The sequence below is a fragment of the Enterobacter cloacae complex sp. HYC042_NIDB genome, from assembly GCF_056673315.1.
In genome coordinates this window covers 4,603,740-4,621,603 of the sequence record NZ_CP109650.1, presented here as the reverse complement: position 1 = coordinate 4,621,603, position 17,864 = coordinate 4,603,740, and the positions used below count along the sequence as shown (strand labels likewise).

At 53.3% G+C, this 17,864-nt stretch carries 16 protein-coding genes; 6 read left to right on the top strand and 10 right to left on the bottom strand.

Translation table 11 applies throughout. The features are described from left to right. Nucleotides 1-54: 54 nt before the first annotated feature. A complete protein-coding gene (gene prlC / locus OKF39_RS22170) occupies nt 55-2,097 on the top strand; it encodes an oligopeptidase A (RefSeq protein WP_047367223.1) in 2,043 nt (680 codons plus the stop codon). A gap of 7 nt (nt 2,098-2,104) precedes the next feature. Further along, a complete protein-coding gene (gene rsmJ, locus OKF39_RS22165) occupies nt 2,105-2,857 on the top strand; it encodes a 16S rRNA (guanine(1516)-N(2))-methyltransferase RsmJ (RefSeq protein WP_045259400.1) in 753 nt (250 codons plus the stop codon). A gap of 61 nt (nt 2,858-2,918) precedes the next feature. Here the strand turns inward: rsmJ and uspA are convergent, their stop codons facing one another. Next, nucleotides 2,919-3,356 carry a universal stress protein UspA gene (uspA, locus tag OKF39_RS22160; RefSeq protein WP_003861223.1) on the bottom strand — a complete coding sequence of 146 codons (438 nt, stop codon included), beginning with the start codon at nt 3,354-3,356 and terminating at the stop codon, nt 2,919-2,921. Between the two features lie 283 nt (nt 3,357-3,639). Here uspA and uspB point away from each other — a divergent pair, with 283 nt between their 5' ends. After that, nucleotides 3,640-3,975: a universal stress protein UspB gene (gene uspB / locus OKF39_RS22155; protein ID WP_003861224.1), complete on the top strand. Its 336-nt coding sequence runs from the start codon at nt 3,640-3,642 to the stop codon at nt 3,973-3,975. A gap of 43 nt (nt 3,976-4,018) precedes the next feature. Here the strand turns inward: uspB and OKF39_RS22150 are convergent, their stop codons facing one another. The 3 genes from OKF39_RS22150 to pitA all read right to left on the bottom strand — a co-directional run bounded on the left by OKF39_RS22150 (nt 4,019) and on the right by pitA (nt 6,466). After that, nucleotides 4,019-4,426 carry a hypothetical protein gene (locus OKF39_RS22150; protein ID WP_479983358.1) on the bottom strand — a complete coding sequence of 136 codons (408 nt, stop codon included), beginning with the start codon at nt 4,424-4,426 and terminating at the stop codon, nt 4,019-4,021. Next, nucleotides 4,404-4,793: a polymorphic toxin type 44 domain-containing protein gene (locus tag OKF39_RS22145; RefSeq protein WP_479983357.1), complete on the bottom strand. Its 390-nt coding sequence runs from the start codon at nt 4,791-4,793 to the stop codon at nt 4,404-4,406. The genes OKF39_RS22150 and OKF39_RS22145 overlap by 23 nt, the downstream gene beginning before the upstream one ends. Nucleotides 4,794-4,966: 173 nt before the next feature. Then, a complete protein-coding gene (pitA, locus tag OKF39_RS22140) occupies nt 4,967-6,466 on the bottom strand; it encodes an inorganic phosphate transporter PitA (protein ID WP_028014734.1) in 1,500 nt (499 codons plus the stop codon). Nucleotides 6,467-6,694: 228 nt separating this feature from the next. On the opposite strand from pitA, the gene OKF39_RS22135 reads away from it, so the two are divergent. Continuing rightward, nucleotides 6,695-7,891, top strand: a complete 1,197-nt coding sequence (locus OKF39_RS22135) for a BaiN/RdsA family NAD(P)/FAD-dependent oxidoreductase (protein WP_395278870.1) — start codon at nt 6,695-6,697, stop codon at nt 7,889-7,891. Nucleotides 7,892-7,944: 53 nt separating this feature from the next. Here the strand turns inward: OKF39_RS22135 and OKF39_RS22130 are convergent, their stop codons facing one another. The 5 genes from OKF39_RS22130 to OKF39_RS22110 form a co-directional block, all read right to left on the bottom strand. Continuing rightward, nucleotides 7,945-9,618 (bottom strand): integrin alpha, encoded by a 1,674-nt coding sequence (locus OKF39_RS22130; protein WP_479983356.1) that lies wholly within the window; start codon nt 9,616-9,618, stop codon nt 7,945-7,947. Nucleotides 9,619-9,875: 257 nt separating this feature from the next. Then, complete coding sequence (locus OKF39_RS22125) at nt 9,876-10,919, bottom strand: fimbrial protein (protein ID WP_049138168.1); 1,044 nt, start codon at nt 10,917-10,919, stop codon at nt 9,876-9,878. 11 nt (nt 10,920-10,930) lie between these two features. Next, nucleotides 10,931-13,438, bottom strand: a complete 2,508-nt coding sequence (locus tag OKF39_RS22120) for a fimbria/pilus outer membrane usher protein (RefSeq protein ID WP_479983355.1) — start codon at nt 13,436-13,438, stop codon at nt 10,931-10,933. A gap of 37 nt (nt 13,439-13,475) precedes the next feature. Next, the gene (locus OKF39_RS22115; RefSeq protein ID WP_041911869.1) at nt 13,476-14,159 is read right to left on the bottom strand and encodes a fimbrial biogenesis chaperone; all 684 of its coding nucleotides are present in this window, start codon (nt 14,157-14,159) and stop codon (nt 13,476-13,478) included. 55 nt (nt 14,160-14,214) lie between these two features. Beyond that, a complete protein-coding gene (locus OKF39_RS22110) occupies nt 14,215-14,769 on the bottom strand; it encodes a fimbrial protein (protein ID WP_028014728.1) in 555 nt (184 codons plus the stop codon). A gap of 576 nt (nt 14,770-15,345) precedes the next feature. Here OKF39_RS22110 and OKF39_RS22105 point away from each other — a divergent pair. After that, nucleotides 15,346-16,371, top strand: coding sequence for a TerC/Alx family metal homeostasis membrane protein (locus tag OKF39_RS22105; RefSeq protein ID WP_479983354.1), 1,026 nt, complete (start codon nt 15,346-15,348; stop codon nt 16,369-16,371). 60 nt (nt 16,372-16,431) lie between these two features. On the opposite strand, the gene OKF39_RS22100 is transcribed toward OKF39_RS22105, so the two are convergent. Then, nucleotides 16,432-17,094 (bottom strand): HAD family hydrolase, encoded by a 663-nt coding sequence (locus OKF39_RS22100; RefSeq protein WP_028014726.1) that lies wholly within the window; start codon nt 17,092-17,094, stop codon nt 16,432-16,434. A 240-nt stretch (nt 17,095-17,334) separates the two neighbouring features. On the opposite strand from OKF39_RS22100, the gene OKF39_RS22095 reads away from it, so the two are divergent. Next, nucleotides 17,335-17,862: an NlpC/P60 family protein gene (locus tag OKF39_RS22095; RefSeq protein WP_047367219.1), complete on the top strand. Its 528-nt coding sequence runs from the start codon at nt 17,335-17,337 to the stop codon at nt 17,860-17,862. Nucleotides 17,863-17,864: the final 2 nt, after the last annotated feature.

Here is a 17,864-nt window from a genome sequence, read left to right as displayed (position 1 = left end):
TATGCACAGCGCCGGATGCGCGCTTCATTCACCTATTTCAACAGGACAGCGTTTATGACCAATCCATTACTGACGCCTTTTTCGTTGCCACCGTTTTCTAAAATCCTCCCTGAGCATGTGGTTCCAGCCGTTACCCAGTCGCTGGACAACTGCCGCGCGGCGGTAGAAAGCGTGGTTGCGCAGGGCGCGCCGTACACCTGGGAGAATCTGTGTCAGCCGCTGGCCGAAGTGGACGACGTGCTGGGGCGTATCTTCTCCCCGGTGAGCCATCTGAACTCGGTGAAAAACAGCCCGGAACTGCGTGAAGCCTACGAACAAACCCTGCCGCTGCTCTCTGAGTACAGCACCTGGGTCGGCCAGCACGAAGGGCTGTACAAAGCCTACCGCGACCTGCGCGACGGCGACCATTATGCCGAACTGAACACGGCGCAGAAAAAATCGGTTGATAACGCCCTGCGTGATTTCGAACTGTCCGGTATCGGTCTGCCAAAAGAGAAGCAGGTTCGCTACGGTGAAATCGCTGCGCGCCTGTCCGAACTGGGCAACCAGTACAGCAATAACGTCCTTGACGCCACCATGGGCTGGACGAAGCTGATTACCGACGAAGCAGAGCTGGCGGGTATGCCGGAAAGCGCACTGGCGGCGGCGAAAGCCCAGGCCGAAGCGAAAGAGCAGGAAGGCTTCCTGTTAACGCTGGATATCCCGAGCTATCTGCCGGTGATGACCTACTGCGACAACCAGGCCCTGCGTGAAGAGATGTACCGCGCCTACAGCACCCGCGCCTCCGATCAGGGGCCGAATGCCGGTAAATGGGACAACAGTCCGGTGATGGCGGAAATCCTCGCCCTCCGTCACGAGCTGGCTCAGCTGCTGGGCTTCGACAGCTACGCGGATAAATCCCTCGCCACCAAAATGGCCGAGAACCCGCAGCAGGTGCTCGACTTCCTGACCGATCTGGCCAAACGCGCTCGTCCGCAGGGTGAGAAAGAGCTGGCCCAGCTGCGCGCCTTCGCGAAAGCGGAGTTTGGCGTGGACGAGCTGCAGCCGTGGGATATCGCGTACTACAGCGAAAAACAGAAGCAGCACCTCTACAGCATCAGCGACGAGCAGCTGCGCCCGTACTTCCCGGAAAACAAAGCCGTCAACGGCCTGTTTGAAGTGGTTAAACGCATTTACGGCATTACCGCTAAAGAGCGTACTGATATTGACGTCTGGCATCCGGACGTGCGCTTCTTTGAACTGTATGACGAGAAAAACGAACTGCGCGGCAGCTTCTACCTCGATCTCTACGCGCGTGAGAACAAGCGCGGCGGGGCGTGGATGGACGACTGCGTGGGCCAGATGCGTAAAGCAGACGGTTCCCTGCAAAAACCGGTCGCCTATCTGACCTGTAACTTCAACCGTCCGGTAAGCGGCAAACCTGCGCTGTTCACCCACGACGAAGTGATCACCCTGTTCCACGAGTTCGGTCACGGTCTGCACCACATGCTGACCCGCATCGAAACCGCCGGCGTCGCCGGTATCAGCGGGGTGCCATGGGATGCGGTCGAGCTGCCAAGCCAGTTTATGGAAAACTGGTGCTGGGAGCCGGACGCGCTGGCGTTTATCTCCGGCCACTATGAGACCGGCGAACCGCTGCCGAAAGAGCTGCTGGATAAAATGCTGGCGGCGAAAAACTACCAGGCGGCGATGTTCATTCTGCGTCAGCTGGAGTTCGGACTGTTCGATTTCCGACTGCACGCCGAGTTCAGCCCGGAGCAGGGGGCGAAAATCCTCGAAACGCTGGCCGAGATTAAAAAACAGGTTGCCGTTATTCCAGGGCCAACCTGGGGCCGATTCCCGCACGCGTTCAGCCACATTTTCGCGGGCGGCTACGCGGCGGGCTATTACAGCTACCTGTGGGCCGACGTGCTGGCGGCGGATGCCTTCTCTCGCTTCGAGGAAGAGGGGATCTTCAACCGCGAAACCGGCCAGTCGTTCCTTGACAACATCCTGACCCGCGGCGGTTCTGAAGAGCCAATGGTGCTGTTCAAACGCTTCCGTGGCCGCGAGCCGCAGCTGGATGCGATGCTTGAGCATTACGGGATCAAAGGCTGATTGTTACGTGAAGATCTGCTTAGTGGATGAAACGGGCGCCGGAGACGGCGCCTTATCTGTTCTGGCGGCCCGCTGGGGGCTGGAGCACGATGAAGAGAACCTGATGGCGCTGGTAATGACGTCAGCACATCTCGAATTACGCAAGCGCGATGAACCGAAGCTCGGCGGGATTTTTGTCGACTTCGTTGGCGGCGCGATGGCGCACCGGCGTAAGTTCGGCGGCGGTCGCGGCGAAGCGGTGGCCAAAGCGGTCGGCATTAAGGGGAGCTATCTCCCGGACGTGGTGGACGCCACGGCGGGGCTGGGACGCGATGCGTTTGTGCTGGCGTCGGTGGGCTGTCATGTGCGGATGCTGGAGCGTAATCCGGTTGTCGCCGCGCTGCTCGACGACGGGTTGACGCGAGGCTATGCGGACCCGGAAATCGGCCCGTGGCTGCAGGAGCGTTTGCAGCTTATCCACGCGTCAAGCCTGACGGCGCTGACGGACATCACCCCGCGTCCGCAGGTGGTCTACCTCGACCCGATGTTCCCGCATAAGCAGAAAAGCGCGCTGGTGAAGAAAGAGATGCGGGTATTTCAGTCGCTGGTGGGGCCGGATTTAGACGCAGACGGCCTGCTGGAGCCGGCTCGTCAGCTCGCGACGAAGCGGGTGGTGGTGAAGCGCCCGGACTACGCGCCGCCGCTGGCGGACGTTGCTACGACCAACGCGGTGACCACGAAAGGGCATCGGTTTGATATTTATTCGGGGACGCCGGAATAAAAAAAGCCGGGTGGCGGCTTCGCCTTACCCGGCCTACTTTCAGTGCCGCTTTTTTTTGCACTTACTCGTCTTCTTCGTCGCGCAGCGGAACAATCAGCATGTCCACGTGAACGGTGTTAATCAGCTGGCGTGCTGAAGACATCAGCTTGCTCCAGAAGTCCTGATGGTGACCGCATACCACCAGATCCATATCGTATTTCTTAATCGCATCAACCAGCACCTGACCCAGGTCGCCGCTGCCGCTCAGGGTTTCGGTGATCGGATAGCCCGCGTTGGTGGAGAGCTCGCTCAGCGCGTGATGCGTTTCTTCAGAGATGCGTTTCTGCATATCGCCCAGATTGACGTCGATCAGACCGGTGTAGAGGTCGGAGTAATTCACATCAACGTGAATCAGGGAGACTTTCGCGTTGTAGGGACGTGCCATAGATACCGCTTTATCAACCAGCACTTTGCTCTCCGGGGAGAGATCTACCGCGATAAGAATGTGTTTGTAAGCCATAGTGTTACTCCTTCCTTAAGTTATCGATGACTAAATGGGAAAGCCGTCGTCTGATGCTTTCATTACGGCCCAGTTAAACATATTTTTCAAGCTTTGGTGTTGATAACGATTAACCTTGTGGCAAAAAAATTAACGGATCTCCTACACTATTTAATGAGCCGTTCGGATATTAAAACGCGAACCGGATCGACTTTTAGTCATTCTTTCACTGAACTGTCTGTCAGGGCATTGGGGTGCGGTAGCTCAGGAGCCTTGCTTCGTGGGCGGACGCCGGGGAGGATGTATGATTAGCACCGTCGCATTGTTTTGGGCGTTATGCGTAGTTTGCATAGTGAATATGGCGCGCTACTTCTCATCGTTACGTGCGCTGTTAGTGGTACTTCGTGGTTGCGATCCGTTGCTGTATCAGTATGTGGACGGTGGAGGGTTCTTCACCTCGCATGGACAGCCCAGCAAGCAGATGCGTCTGGTGGGGTATATCTACTACCAGCGCTACCGCGATCATCACGATGAAGAGTTTATCCGTCGCTGCGAGCGTCTGCGTCGTCAGTTCATTTTAACCAGCGCCCTGTGTGGGCTGGTCGTGGTCAGTATGATTGCGTTGATGATTTGGCACTGAGTACCTCAGCAGGCGGGGATAACCCCGCCTGCTTTCCTCTGGTTCAGGGCTTCACTGAGAACCGCAGATTGGAGATATTGGTCTCAATCGAAATAACCTTCCCGCTATAGGCGATATTAACGTGTCCGTTTGTATCAATGCTGGCCGCAGTGATTGTACCCGTACCTTCAATGACAGGATGCTTCATTGCCAACTGATGGATAATGTCGATGTCTTTTCCTGTTATCTTTTCCGAGAGATAGTAACGGTAGATTGTGGGTACGGTGGCGCCACCCTGATTGTTCACGGTCATATAGAGCCAGACGCTGTCAGATAATTTATAAACGCGTTGAAGTTTATCGCCCTCTTGCTGGTTGGGCTGGTGGTTGAGCCACACAAATCCAATGACCAGAGCCAGAAGCGAAACAGTAACAAGGCGATGAATCCATTTAGCAGCCGTTTTGAATGGCATACTCTATTCCTTCTCTGATATTGCGTTGGTCCGTTGGATCGTCCCCGTAAGGCGGCTTTTCGTGCCATTTTCCCCATTCAGGTTTTGACGTGCCAGCACGGCCTTGAGCCCAACCAGCGCCCATAAGAAGGATGTTTGCAGGTATGCCTGCTGCAGTTCCGGCGGCTCCGAAGTTGAAATTACCAAATGCAGCAAAATAAGGGTCGAATTTTTTGTAATCCCAGGGACCACCATTTCGGACTTTTTGGTAGAACCAGTAATACGTTGAGGGAGTGGCCATGTTACGCGACATGCCATGGAGACGTGCTTCACGCATATTATTTGCTATAACTATTGAGCCAGGTCCTGAAATTGGGACAGAAGCCATACATTCTCCTTTGCCTGGTTTTTCTTCTGGCCGTCATCATAGTGTTATTTTCGCAACTCTTTTGAGCAAAAAATGTTCAGAAAATCCTAATGTTATAAACTGTTGGATTGCAAATAACAGCCATAAAAAAAGCGGGTCAGTTTCCTGACCCGCTTTTTGTCGCCTTCAGCCAATCAAATCAGCTTCAGCGAAATCCAGTACAACCCGCCTGACAGCAGGATAGAAGCCGGAAGGGTAAACACCCAGGCCATCAGAATGTTGGTCACGGTTTTGCGCTGCAGACCGCCGCCGTCAACAATCATGGTACCTGCCACGGACGAGGAGAGTACGTGGGTGGTGGATACCGGCATACCGGTGTAGCTCGCCAGACCGATAGACACTGCTGCCGTCATCTGCGCGGACATACCCTGCGCATAGGTCATGCCTTTCTTACCGATCTTCTCGCCGATGGTGGTCGCCACACGGCGCCAGCCAATCATCGTACCGATACCCAGCGCCAGCGCGACGGCCATGATGATCCAGATTGGCGCGTACTCAATGGTATTGAGCATATCACTTTTCAGTTTCTTCAGCAGACGCTTGTCGTCACCATTCACCTCTGGCAGCTTCGCGACTTTATCGGTCACGTCGGAGATACAGAGCATGATACGACGCAGCTGACCACGCTGTTCAACGGCCAGTTTATCGTAGCTTTCGATGTTGCCCAGCATACCTTTGGCACGTTCCAGCGCGTTAATCGCGTTAGCCGGATGGCAGTGGAATTCGCCAGGCGCGGTGGTGGCACCGGCTTCCGGAGAAGGGATCAGCTGGTCAACGCCGGTCGCTTTTTTCAGCAGCTCAGGGTGCTGCTGGAAATAGGTTTCAACGTTGTTGACCGCATCACGGGTACGGGTGATTTCGTAACCCGAGGCGTTCATATTCACCACGAAGCCCGCCGGTGCGACACCGATCAGAACCAGCATCACCAGACCAATGCCTTTCTGCCCGTCGTTCGCGCCATGAGAGAAGGCCACGCCGATAGCAGAAATGATCAGGGCGATACGCGTCCAGAATGGCGGCTTTTTCTTGCCGTCTTTCTTCTCACGCTCTGCTGGCGTCAGGTGGATACGCGCACGTTTCTTCGTGTTGCTCCAGTAGCGACGCAGGATGAAAATCAATCCACCCGCAACCACCAGACCCACGATAGGGGAGACGATGAGAGAAGCGAAAATGCCCAGTACTTTAGGCAGATTCAGCGCATCAACAACCGATGTCCCGGTCATCAGGGCGTTGGTTAACCCGATACCGATAATCGCGCCAATGAGAGTGTGAGAGCTGGATGCAGGCAGGCCGAAATACCAGGTACCGAGGTTCCAGATAATGGCAGCAAGCAGCATTGAGAACACCATGGCGAGGCCATGACCGGAACTCACGTTAAGCAGCAGATCCGTTGGCAGCATATGCACGATCGCATACGCAACGCTCAGTCCGCCCAGGAGGACACCAAAAAAGTTAAATACCGCCGCCATAACAACCGCAAGCTGCGATCGCATTGCGCGAGTGTAGATAACCGTTGCTACTGCGTTTGCAGTGTCGTGGAAGCCGTTGATCGCTTCGTAAAACAGTACAAAAACCAGAGCAAGCAATAGTAAAAGCCCGGTATGTAAATCCAGGCCGGCAAACAAATGTAGCATAGGACGTTACGCCATTTTGAGGACATGAACGCGGCGCATTATCCAGGACAAATGCGCAACGGGCAAAGTGAAATATAGACTTTTTTTGACATACCACCTGATTTGGGAAAAGTGCCTGAAAGGATAATCGTTAAATTTCAATGGAATGGCTTTGTAATATCTTTTTACGCTGGTGTGACCACAGAGGAAACTTTACAATCCGCGGCAGTTAACGAAGAGGGTTTTGACGTGGAAAGGTTTGATGCCGTGGTTATTGGCGCCGGTGCGGCGGGTATGTTTTGTGCGGCGATGGCCGGACAGGCGGGTCGTCGCGTGCTGTTGCTGGACAACGGGAAAAAGCCAGGCCGCAAGATCCTGATGTCAGGCGGCGGGCGCTGCAACTTCACCAATCTTTATGTCGAACCCGCGGCCTATTTGAGCCAGAACCGTCATTTTTGTAAATCTGCGCTGGCGCGTTACACCCAGTGGGACTTTATCGACCTGGTGGGTAAGCATGGCATCGCGTGGCATGAAAAGACGCTCGGGCAACTCTTCTGCGACGACTCCGCGCAGCAAATTGTCGATATGCTGGTGGCCGAGTGCGAGAAGGGCGGCGTGGTCATGCGCCTGCGCACTGAAGTGCTGGAGGTCGCCCGCGACGAGCAGGGCTACACGCTGCTGCTGAACGGTGACACCGTCAGCGCCGATAATCTGGTCATCGCCAGCGGCGGTCTGTCGATGCCCGGGCTGGGCGCGTCACCGTTCGGCTACAAGATTGCCGAGCAGTTTGGCCTGAAGGTGCTGCCCACCCGCGCCGGGCTGGTGCCGTTCACGCTGCATAAGCCGCTGCTGGAGCAGCTTCAGACGCTGTCCGGCGTCTCTGTTCCCTCCGTCATTACCGCCGAAGACGGGACGGTATTCCGCGAAAACCTGCTCTTTACCCACCGCGGTCTCTCCGGCCCGGCGGTCCTGCAAATCTCCAGCTACTGGCAGCCGGGGGAATTTGTCTCGGTGAATCTGGTGCCGGACAGCGATCTGGACGCGTTCCTCAACGAACAGCGCGCCGCGCACCCGAATCAGAGCCTGAAAAATACCCTGGCGATGCAGCTGCCGAAGCGTCTGGTGGAGTGTTTGCAGGGGCTGGGGCAGATCCCCGACGTGTCGCTCAAGCAGCTTAACAGCCGCGAGCAGGATACGCTGGTGGATACGCTGACGAACTGGCGCGTTCAGCCAAACGGTACCGAGGGGTATCGCACGGCGGAAGTGACGCTGGGCGGCGTTGATACGAATGAGCTTTCTTCACGCACGATGGAAGCGCGTAACGTACCGGGGCTCTACTTTATTGGCGAGGTAATGGACGTGACCGGCTGGCTCGGCGGATATAATTTCCAGTGGGCGTGGTCGAGCGCCTGGGCGTGCGCGCAGGCGCTGCAAAATGCGCAATAAATTGCCGGGGAGTCTCTTCCCCGGCGGTGTTGCCCATTCAGATGATGTAAGCATTAATCCGGTATAGCGTAATCCGCAATGCGGAAGGTGACCTTACCCGTCCAGGTGTTATCACGGTAAGAACCAATGGCGAGACTGTCCTGAGTGAAGCCATTGAAGCTCCCGGCCGCAATGGACGCGCCGAATTTTTCATACTGATTTTTACCCCAGTAGACTTTCGCAACGCCTTCTCTCACCAGCGTATTAATATTGATCATGCCTTCTTCATCGTCAGCGTAGTCATCCAGGCTTTTACCGCCGTTGATGACGTACACGGCGCCCACCTGCGTGCCGCTGCCGTTTACCGCATTCGGATCGCCGATCACCAGGTCTTTTTTACCGTCGCCGTTCAAGTCCACATTACCGAGAATGCTGTTCCCGAACCCTGCCAGCTTGCTGCCAGGCCTTTCGGCGTAAATAGCATAGCCATCATGTACGCTAAATGTTTTGTTGTAGTTCAGCCGGGTGTGCGCCGCATCGAGGAACAGAGACGATGGCAGCTTACTGCCGTCGGCCTTACCTTTAATAATCCAGACCAGCCCGGAACGTTTTTTATCAATACCCATGTCGGCAGGGGCGCTAATCGCAAAAGCGTTAGCGTGAGCATTCAGGAAATTACCTAATGGCGTAATGGTGCCGTTATTGGGCTTATCCTGCGTATACGCGCTATGATCGTTACTTCCTTCACCTCCGCCGGACTGACCACCCAGGAACGCCGCCCCCATACCGTGAATGCGGGTTGCCTGCGTCGCGTTTAGCGAGGCGATGTCGAGATTCCCCTGGTTGAAGCTGCTGCCGTAGACGAGATAGGCCGTGCCGCGTCCATCAGTGCCGCTGTTCTCTGATTTACGGCCTTCATTGACCGATTCCGGGTCGACGATCAGGTAATCACTGAAGCCGTCGCCGTTAATATCCCCGACATCGCTGATCTGCTGCCCAAGGTTGTAGTTAAGGGGTTTATCCGGACCGTTGGTGGCGGTCATCTGCGGACGAATATAGGCACCGGTCGCGGCAGGGATCTCCCAGTCGCCCAGGTTGTTGCGCTTAATATCAATGTTCTGCCACTGATCGCCTGGCTTTTGAGCACCGTAGATAATGACGGCGCCGCCGCGTCCGCCCGTGCCTTCGATATCGCCGATAGCAAGATCGACCATCTTGTTAGCCACGGCAGAATTTTTATATTTAATTGGGCCTACCGCGGCGCCAAACCAGCCGCCGGTATTCGCATTGCCTGAAGAATTCACCGTACGGATGCGAATACCCAGGCGAGCGTCGCCGTTGTCGATATCATTGAGGTCAATCTGATTAGAAAGACGCGCGCCGGTACGGTGATGCGGTCCGCCCCAGATAATATAGACCTGATCATGCCAGTGGGAGGCGATGACTAAATCATCATATCCATCGCCGTTAATATCACCTATTTTACGTACCGCGACGCCCATCCATTTTGTCGTCACTGAGCCAGGCTTATTCGCTTTATTGCTGTGGATAATTTTAAGCGCGTTTTGCGGATCGAATTCACCTACGTTATTGACTTGCTGCATGGGTTTCCCACCGGAAGTCCCGAAAATGACGTACGCGATCCCTTTTGCGCCATCCCCCCAGGGAGCCGTAATGACAATATCTTCACCCGCGATATGCGAACCATTGTCCTTATCGGAAAACTTACCGATCGTGGTCATCGTCATACCGAAATAGTCTTTTTGTTTTTCACCCTTAATAGATACAGGGACAGAATAAGGCTCGATATCGCTAGCGATAACCTGTGATGCCGTGATGCCAGTACCTGATAAAGCTGCAACGCAAAGCGCTACACGCGTTTTCGTTTTGAGTTTCATAGTATATATCCTTATACAAATCCATTTTTCATACCCGGCAACTCATTTGTATAGCGCTATGTGTTGCCGGGAAATAAGAGGTTTCTACGCTGTATTAAGTTTTTTCTTTATTTAAACTCGAAATCCAGCGTGGATGTGGCTTCAAATTTTCCCGGTTGTGGAGACTTTTCTCCTTGTTGGACAGGTGTTGCTATAATAGTGACATTCCCCTCCTGCGTTGGTACGGCCGAACTGCTGCCATCAATTTTATTCCCGTTGTGTTCAAGTTTTATCCCTAAATCATTGCGCTCACCTTCATCATTATGGGTCTTGATAAAACCAGAGCCATTAAAATCGGACGCGCGGAACTTAATACTCACCTTGCTTTCATCTTCAGGATTTTTGCAAGTCACACGAATATCCACGTTTTTTTGCTTACCGGTGGCCTCGGGCTTAAATTCATTCGCGGTAATACTGCCAAACGGGACCTTGATGGTTTGCCCGTCATTAATCATGCATTGTGGTGGAATATCAATTGACAGTTGGAAATTAAGTGTGACAAAAGGTCTGGAGGTGTCATAACTCCCCGTCTGTTTTTTGGCAAAAATGGTCACTAATTCCTGCATAGGAATATCAATGCGGCCTGAAGGAAGCGGTTTAGTTAATTCCAGAGAGACAGTCCCGCTGGAGCCGGTTGCGAACAGAGTATGGTCGTTTTTATCATCACAGTTATTTGTCGCAGGACGTCCATTATCAACACCGGCGGTATTACTCAAATCAACCGGGATATACCGCAATTCATCCTCGCCACCAAGAACGACATTTATACCGATATTAATACCCTTTTCCGCATCCAGAGGATAATAGATAAAGTCTGCGTTACGTTTGCCGCCTCCTGTGCCCAGTTTCGTACTGGTAAATCGAAATAAGATACTTTCTGGCACGCTGGAGTCCTGACAGAGGCAGATACCATTAAAATTACCTTTATTATTCCATGTGGATTGGGTTGTGCCGGGTACGTCGTCGGCAGTAAGGTTTTCGATAATATCAAACTTGTGCGCCTGACCAGATACGGTTGATGTCGGCCAGCAGCTTCCTACAACATCAGCATAAGCTGGCGCGCCCATCAATCCCCCTGCTGCCAGGCACGCGAGTAACGTTAATTTTTTCATTTTTAATTCCTTTATTTATTAACGGATGATTTGCAGGTCTGCGTTAACTGCACAATTCCGCTAATCGTGGGTTCCTGGCCAGAAAGCTGATAGTGAACCTGGCAACGCTGATCGGGTTTCTTACCCCAGCTCACGTCTAACGTCCCTTTTTCTGCCATCCCGGTGAGGAATACGCTGCCTTCATCACCCACAATGCTGCTGGTGGTATTCTGAGAAACAATGGCACCGAACGGAACGGGTTTGCCCTGCGCATCTTTCAGCGTCATCATCAGGCGTTTACCCACCGCCGTGGTGAAACGTGCCCGAACGATAGCCCCCCGGGTGGGAACGACTTTATGGCTGTTACTTTCCAGCTCGACATCGTCAGGTAATGTATCGGGACGCAGCTGGATATTGCTCTCCTGATAAGGTGTCAGGTAAGGCACCACCGCATAGCCCCAGGGGTCGGTGCGCACGCCAGTGTGGTTACGGACGCTGACACCTGCGGCATCCGGCGCTTCAACCAGAGCGACCGTTTCACCCAGCGACTGCGCCAGCGTGACGCCATGAGGATGAACCAGCACGCCCCCGCGCAGGCTGTAATTCAGCCGCTGCGCGTCCCGGCTATAGCCATACCCGGCGCCAACCTGCGCATAGCGTCCGTTATAGCTAAGCGAGGCATCGCTGCTGTTTGCCTGGCTCCCTGGGTTGATATTCTGCTGTACGCTCCAGTTCAGGTTATTGTCCTCAAGGGCGCTGCCGCTCAGGGAAACACTGTGGCCTGGCGAGCGTTTTTCCGCCGCAGAGAAGGTGTAACCGGCACGCGTGGAGCGGAGCCATTTGTCCAGAGGGACGCTCACGCTCAGGCTGAACAGATTGTCCTGGTTATAGAGACGCTGGTTATCCTCTTTTGTCACGTTCAGATAGTGGTTGTAATTCAGGCTATAGCTGATCCCGTTCCAGCTGTTGCCATAGCCCAGCGTGGCGGAGGTCGTGCGTTTTTGGCTCGTGTGGTAGTCCTCGCTGACCAGCATGGCGGAGAGATAGCCGAGGTTTTCTCCCAGGTTTTGGTTTAGCGTCAGTTCTGTACGGCTACGGCGTCGATCCAGGCGCGAGGGTTGCGAGTGATAGCTGCTCAGGGTTTCACCGAGCGTGTAGAAATCGGACGTCGAGTAGCGATAGCCCGCAATCGCAACGTTAGTGCCGGTAGACAGCAAATTTTTGTTATAGCGCAGGCGTAGCGACTGTCCCCGGTTTTTCTCTGTCTGTTTAGTGGTGGCCCAGGCCTGGGTAATATCAAATGACAGTGCGCCAAAATCGCCCATGTTTTTACCCATGCCAAAAAGCAGGGACTGATATTGGCTGGCAGCCTGCATGCCTCCGTATATCGAGGTTTCCCACGGCAGACCGTAAATCAGGCTCCCTTGTGAAAACAGGGCATTCTCAGCATCGCTGCTGCTGGAACGATAGCTGCCGCTAATGACTTCATATTTGTATTGCCCTTCCCGCTGCATAACCGCTAACGACGCGTAAGGCACTAAAGAGACTTGTTCGCTGCCATCCGCCTCTTTCACCACAACTTTCAGCTCGCCGCTGCTGCCGAGGTAAAGATCGTTGATGACAAATTCACCGGGCGGGACATAGCTTTGATAAATGCTGTAGCCGTTCTGAAAAATAGTGATCTGGGCATTAGTACGAGCAATACCGCGGATCACCGGCGCATAGCCTCGCAGGCTGCCCGGAAGCATCTGTTCATCCGAGTAAAGCTGAACGCCGCGAAACGGGGTGCTATCAAAGACTTCTGCGGTAGAACTGTTATCCCCGACAATCAGCTGGCTATTCAGGGCGCTGATATCACGCTGCAGATAGGTATAAACCGATTCCCAGTGCCCAGCTTGTCCCTGGCTGTTACTCCAGGTCGAGAAATTGCGTAAACGCCAGGGTCCAACGTTCAGTCCCGGACGCAGGCTGAGGTACTGGCTATCGGTTCCCGTCCCGTTGTGCGAGGTCCACGTGGCGCCGCTGTAGTTGTAGCTGAGCATCAGGCCCGGAATACCCTGTTCCCGGCGCGCAGGATCGATGTAGCCGTGAGCGTGGCTGTCCAGGGCCGCCTGGGGAATGCTGAGCCTTAACGCCTGCTCGCTGAAGTCAAATTCGCTGCTTGCGAGAGGGATCGCCGACAGATTCGCGCAGCCCTGGGTATCGTCCCGGAGCAACGGGAATGCCGCCGTTTTAACACCAAACGACTGGAGCGTCTCCTCACTGAGGCACGGTGCGAGGATATTTTTATGCTGCGCGTTCTCTTCGAGTCGAAACGTGATATCGCGCGTGTCGAACATTTTATTGTTAAAAAACAGGTCAACACGATAAACGCCGGGTGTCTGGCTCTCTTTGTTCTCAAAGAGAGAAAGATCGACGGCGGTACGCGGCGCGCCACCCGTTTCCAGAAAGGCCGGGTCGAAGTAATCACTGGCGTATAATGCGCTGGGTAAAATCCAGGCAAAGCAAAGCGCTGGACGAATGCCCCAAAATATAGTCATGAAAAAATACCCCTGTGAGGTTATTGTTTTAAAATCATTATTCTATTTTTTGTGTGATTAACTGGCTGTTGCCGCCATAATCATTGATATATTTCCATTGCACGGTGGCATTGTTTTTCAAAAGCGTGTTCCTGAGCGTGAATGTTGTGCTGCTTTTAGGCGCGAGCATGTCAATCTCTGACCATGCTTTGTTATTGATCTTCACCTCCGCAAAGGAAATGTAATAAGACGAGTTGTTGCGTACAATGAGTTCGTTATTTTTAACAGACCATTGCACATTCTTACTAATATCCGTGGGTTCATCCATTAAATTTGACGGACGATAAAATAATTTGATCCGGGTATTTACCGCTATCTGCAGTTTATTAATATCCTCTCTGGAAGAGGAGGGGATCGATTTTACGTTGATCCAGAAAAGCGACTCGCGATCCTGCGGTAAAGGCGCGCCGTTATAGATAATACGTAGCGCGTTGGACTTACCTGCATCCATGCGAAAAAGCGGTGGCGTCACAATAAACGGGGCTTTGGTGCCCTGTGAATCTTTGCCCTGTACCCAGCTCTGTACCAGGAACGGGCTGGCAGTATTATTTCTGACTGTAATATTGCTCTCTTTCTTGTCCGCATGATATACCACCCGCGTATTGGATAAGGTCACACTGGCGTGTGACATACAAGAGCCAAAGAGCAGAGCCAGCAGCGTCAGATAGCGTTTCCTTAACATAAAACGTCCTTGCGTTCCGGGCTGTTATTCATTGCCCGGAACTGAGTTGAATGATTTATTTATAGATAATGGTGTAATCCGCAACCGCATCTGCCTTACCGGCGGTCACAGCATCCAGGGATGATTTATAACGGGCTGAATACAGCAGGGTGGCTGCCCCCGTGGTGCCATCACCGGTAATAGGAACAAATTTATTCGGGTTGTCGCCCAGTTTTAACGATGTTCCATCTTCATTCAGGAATTCAATACCCAAACCCGTTGCGGCGTCGCCACCGGTTTTAAGCGCGAGCAGATTATTATCATTAGCATCATAGGCACCGCCAAATCGTGCTCCGGCTGATTTAAGGACGGCGGTATCGCAGTTAGACAGTTCTATCTGGATACGGTGAATACCCGCAACGTCACCTTTTTCTTTAAATGCTGAAGACGAGATGGTACCCATATCGATCGTTGGGTTCCCCCCCTGACCGTTAATATCGACATCACAGGTGCTCGCGGTAATCATACCCGTGAATTCAATGGTCCCTGCGCCTTTACCTGGCGCTGCATGGCTGGAAGGACTGGCAATTGCAGCCAATAAAAATCCCATGGTAATAACGGATTTATTCATTTTTTAAAATATTCCTCAGTGTGTAAAAGGTAGAACAGTATTATTTCGGGTTAGTCACTCGAAAGCGTTGTTATGGTCACGGGATGTGGATATTCCGTTAATATGAAACATTAAGGTGGATATTCATCATCGCTTACCAGTCCATGTGAAAAACTTCCATCACAAGAAGTCTGAATATTTTTCTGGGTCAGGTTAACAAGCGTTTAAAAAAAATAAAGTGAGAACGTCATGATTTGTCTTTGGTTGTTTTAAAATCAATGATTTAGGTTGTTTTTATCAGGGTTTTATCAGCAATTCAGTGTGAGAATTTTACGGCTTATTTACTACTTGCCGTATGTCAGGTTCAGCTCAGATAATAAAACTTTCATAATAATGAAAGAATAATCTCCGGAAGAACACGTTGCCTTCCCGGAAGACGTAAGAGAAATCCTGGTACTTTTAACATCACATTTACATTGCCGGGCTGGCGTCAAGAAGTGTTATTATTATTCTCTTGCCCGGTGATACGGGCGTTTTCTTTTTTTTGTTGCAAACGTTGCCTCTGCCAGCGCGCAGATGAAGGTTAAGGATAGATTCATGGCTTCTGCTCATCTCGGTTTCCCGACTGAAACCGTTGTTGTCTTTGTGGTGATGGCCGTTGGGGCGATGTTTATCGACCTCTTCATGCACCGTCACGATAAACCTGTTTCGCTGAAAAGTGCGGCCATGTGGTCCGTTTTCTGGTTCTCGATGGCGATGGCCTTCGCCGGTTTTCTGTACATCCACCACGGCGCCGAGATGGCGAGCCTGTTCCTCACCGGTTACGCGCTGGAAGAGGTGCTCTCCATTGATAACCTGTTCGTGATGATGGCGATCTTTGCCTGGTTCGGCGTGCCGGATAAGTACCGTCACCGTGTGCTCTACTGGGGCGTGCTTGGGGCGATTGTCTTCCGCGGTATTTTCGTGGCGATCGGCACCAGCCTGCTGAGCCTGGGGCCTTACGTGGAGGTTATTTTTGCGCTGGTCGTCGGCTGGACGGCGGTGATGATGCTCAAGCGCAATGAAGAGAGTGACGAAGTGGAAGATTACTCGGGTCACCTTGCCTATCGCCTGGTGAAACGCTTCTATCCCGTCTGGCCCAAAATCAGCAGCAACGCGTTTATCCTGACGCAGAAAGAGGTGGATGCGGAGCTTGAAAAGCCGGAAAACCAGGACGTAACGGTTGGCCGCGTGAAGAAGGCGAAGCGCTATGCAACGCCGCTGCTGCTCTGCGTGGCGGTGGTGGAACTCTCTGACGTAATGTTCGCGTTTGACTCCGTACCGGCGATTATTGCGGTAAGCCGCGAGCCGCTGATTATCTACAGCGCCATGATGTTCGCCATTCTCGGCCTGCGTACCCTCTACTTTGTGCTGGAAGCGCTCAAGCAGTATCTGGTGCACCTGGAGAAAGCGGTGGTGCTGCTGCTGTTCTTCGTGGCGTTCAAGCTGGGTCTGAATGCGACCGATCACTTCTGGCACCACGGTTATAGCATTGGCGCGACGGCCAGCCTGTTTGTGGTGTTAGGCGTGCTGGCGCTGGGGATTATTGCGAGCGTGTTGTTCCCGGGGAAACGTGAGGTCTGATGCACCGCTTTTCTCCCTCTCCCTGTGGGAGAGGGCTGGGGTGAGGGCAACAGAACGCACCTAACCCTTAATCGGTGAATTCCGGCGCTTGCGTGGGTGATGGAAGTGCCGCCAGTGTGGATCCTGCGCCGCGGCCAGCAGTTCGTGGTCGCCGCGGGTGTCGCCCCAGGCTCGCAGATGATAGTCGTTCAGATCGCCATACACCTTCTCCAGCCTTGCCACTTTCTGGGCGCAGCGGCAGTTATTGCCCGTAATGCGTCCCGTCAGCTTGCCGTCCTTCACTTCCAGCTGCGTGCCAATCAGCTTAATGCCGAGCCTGTCCGCCCACGGCTGGAGCACCAGCGCCGGCGACGCAGAGCAGATCGTCACTTCCGCGCCGGAATTTACCTCAGCCGCCACCGCCAGAACCCCTTCGGGGCGCATCAGCTTGTTCCAGTATTTTTCGCAAAAGGCTTCCGCCTGCTGGCGTAGCCAGTGTTCGTCCACGCCCGTCAGGAACGTTTTAATCAGCACTTCCTTCAGCTCATCACGCGTCAGCTTGCGGCGCACGCAGTGGAGCGTGGGCAGCGCCATGCGCACCAGACGACCCGCAAAGTAGCGTTTCCCAAAGGCAAAACGCAGGAAAGGGATAAAGCTGTCGTGGTGCGTGAGCGTCCCGTCAAAGTCAAAGACAGAGAGCACGCTGGATTTCGCCACCGTCTCGTCGGCAATCATATTGGTCATAAATACGTCTTAGCTGAATTACACATTCTGTCGATCAGTTTACCTGCTTTATCTGAACAGTCCTTACATCACCACCCTTTTTTTTCTCAATCTTGCGATCTGAAAGTGAGTCCAATTTTGGCCTCAATAATGATTGGTGAAAAAGTGAGCAGTCTATATTATCGCCACATCGAAAGATATTTCGGGGGAACGTTGGCCTCCACAGGTAAGGAAAAATTCACTCTTAGCTCCTGTTTAGATATGACATTCAGATCGCTTATTTCAATCCTCACGTTAAGTTTTGCTTCGTTTTCCGCACTGAGTTTTCAGTTGCCCGCATCGATGATCTCCGCCGATAGCACATTTGCGGAATCGTCGGTGAAATCGGCCCTGCTTCACCAGGAGACAGGCCCACTCCGCTCCCGGATACTGGATCAATACCAGAAATGGAAAGGGACTCACTATCAGTGGGGCGGCACCACGCACCGCGGAGTGGATTGCTCCGCGCTTATGCAGCATCTGTTCAGCGATGCGGCGCATCTTTATCTGCCGCGCACGACGAGCGAGCAGATCCATCGCGGTGTACAGGTAGCGCAATATCGTCTGAAGGCGGGAGATTTGGTCTTCTTCCAGACGGGCCCGAACCGCAGGCACGTTGGCGTGTATATCGGTAACAGCCAGTTTATTCATGCCTCCAGCAGCCAGGGCGTAACGGTATCAACCCTGACTGATGACTACTGGCAGGATCGTTACATTACCGCCCGTCGTGTCGCGGGCAGCGCCGCCTGACG

Bases quoted from the DNA above. Each gene is read 5' to 3' on its own strand.
- prlC (WP_047367223.1), top strand. From the start codon at position 55: ATGACCAATCCATTACTGACGCCTTTTTCGTTGCCACCGTTTTCTAAA.
- uspA (WP_003861223.1), bottom strand. From the start codon at position 3,356: ATGGCTTACAAACACATTCTTATCGCGGTAGATCTCTCCCCGGAGAGC.
- uspB (WP_003861224.1), top strand. From the start codon at position 3,640: ATGATTAGCACCGTCGCATTGTTTTGGGCGTTATGCGTAGTTTGCATA.
- OKF39_RS22150 (WP_479983358.1), bottom strand. From the start codon at position 4,426: ATGCCATTCAAAACGGCTGCTAAATGGATTCATCGCCTTGTTACTGTT.
- OKF39_RS22145 (WP_479983357.1), bottom strand. From the start codon at position 4,793: ATGGCTTCTGTCCCAATTTCAGGACCTGGCTCAATAGTTATAGCAAAT.
- pitA (WP_028014734.1), bottom strand. From the start codon at position 6,466: ATGCTACATTTGTTTGCCGGCCTGGATTTACATACCGGGCTTTTACTA.
- OKF39_RS22130 (WP_479983356.1), bottom strand. From the start codon at position 9,618: ATGACGATGACCACGATCGGTAAGTTTTCCGATAAGGACAATGGTTCG.
- OKF39_RS22125 (WP_049138168.1), bottom strand. From the start codon at position 10,919: ATGAAAAAATTAACGTTACTCGCGTGCCTGGCAGCAGGGGGATTGATG.
- OKF39_RS22120 (WP_479983355.1), bottom strand. From the start codon at position 13,438: ATGACTATATTTTGGGGCATTCGTCCAGCGCTTTGCTTTGCCTGGATT.
- OKF39_RS22115 (WP_041911869.1), bottom strand. From the start codon at position 14,159: ATGTTAAGGAAACGCTATCTGACGCTGCTGGCTCTGCTCTTTGGCTCT.
- OKF39_RS22110 (WP_028014728.1), bottom strand. From the start codon at position 14,769: ATGAATAAATCCGTTATTACCATGGGATTTTTATTGGCTGCAATTGCC.
- OKF39_RS22105 (WP_479983354.1), top strand. From the start codon at position 15,346: ATGGCTTCTGCTCATCTCGGTTTCCCGACTGAAACCGTTGTTGTCTTT.
- OKF39_RS22100 (WP_028014726.1), bottom strand. From the start codon at position 17,094: ATGACCAATATGATTGCCGACGAGACGGTGGCGAAATCCAGCGTGCTC.
- OKF39_RS22095 (WP_047367219.1), top strand. From the start codon at position 17,335: ATGACATTCAGATCGCTTATTTCAATCCTCACGTTAAGTTTTGCTTCG.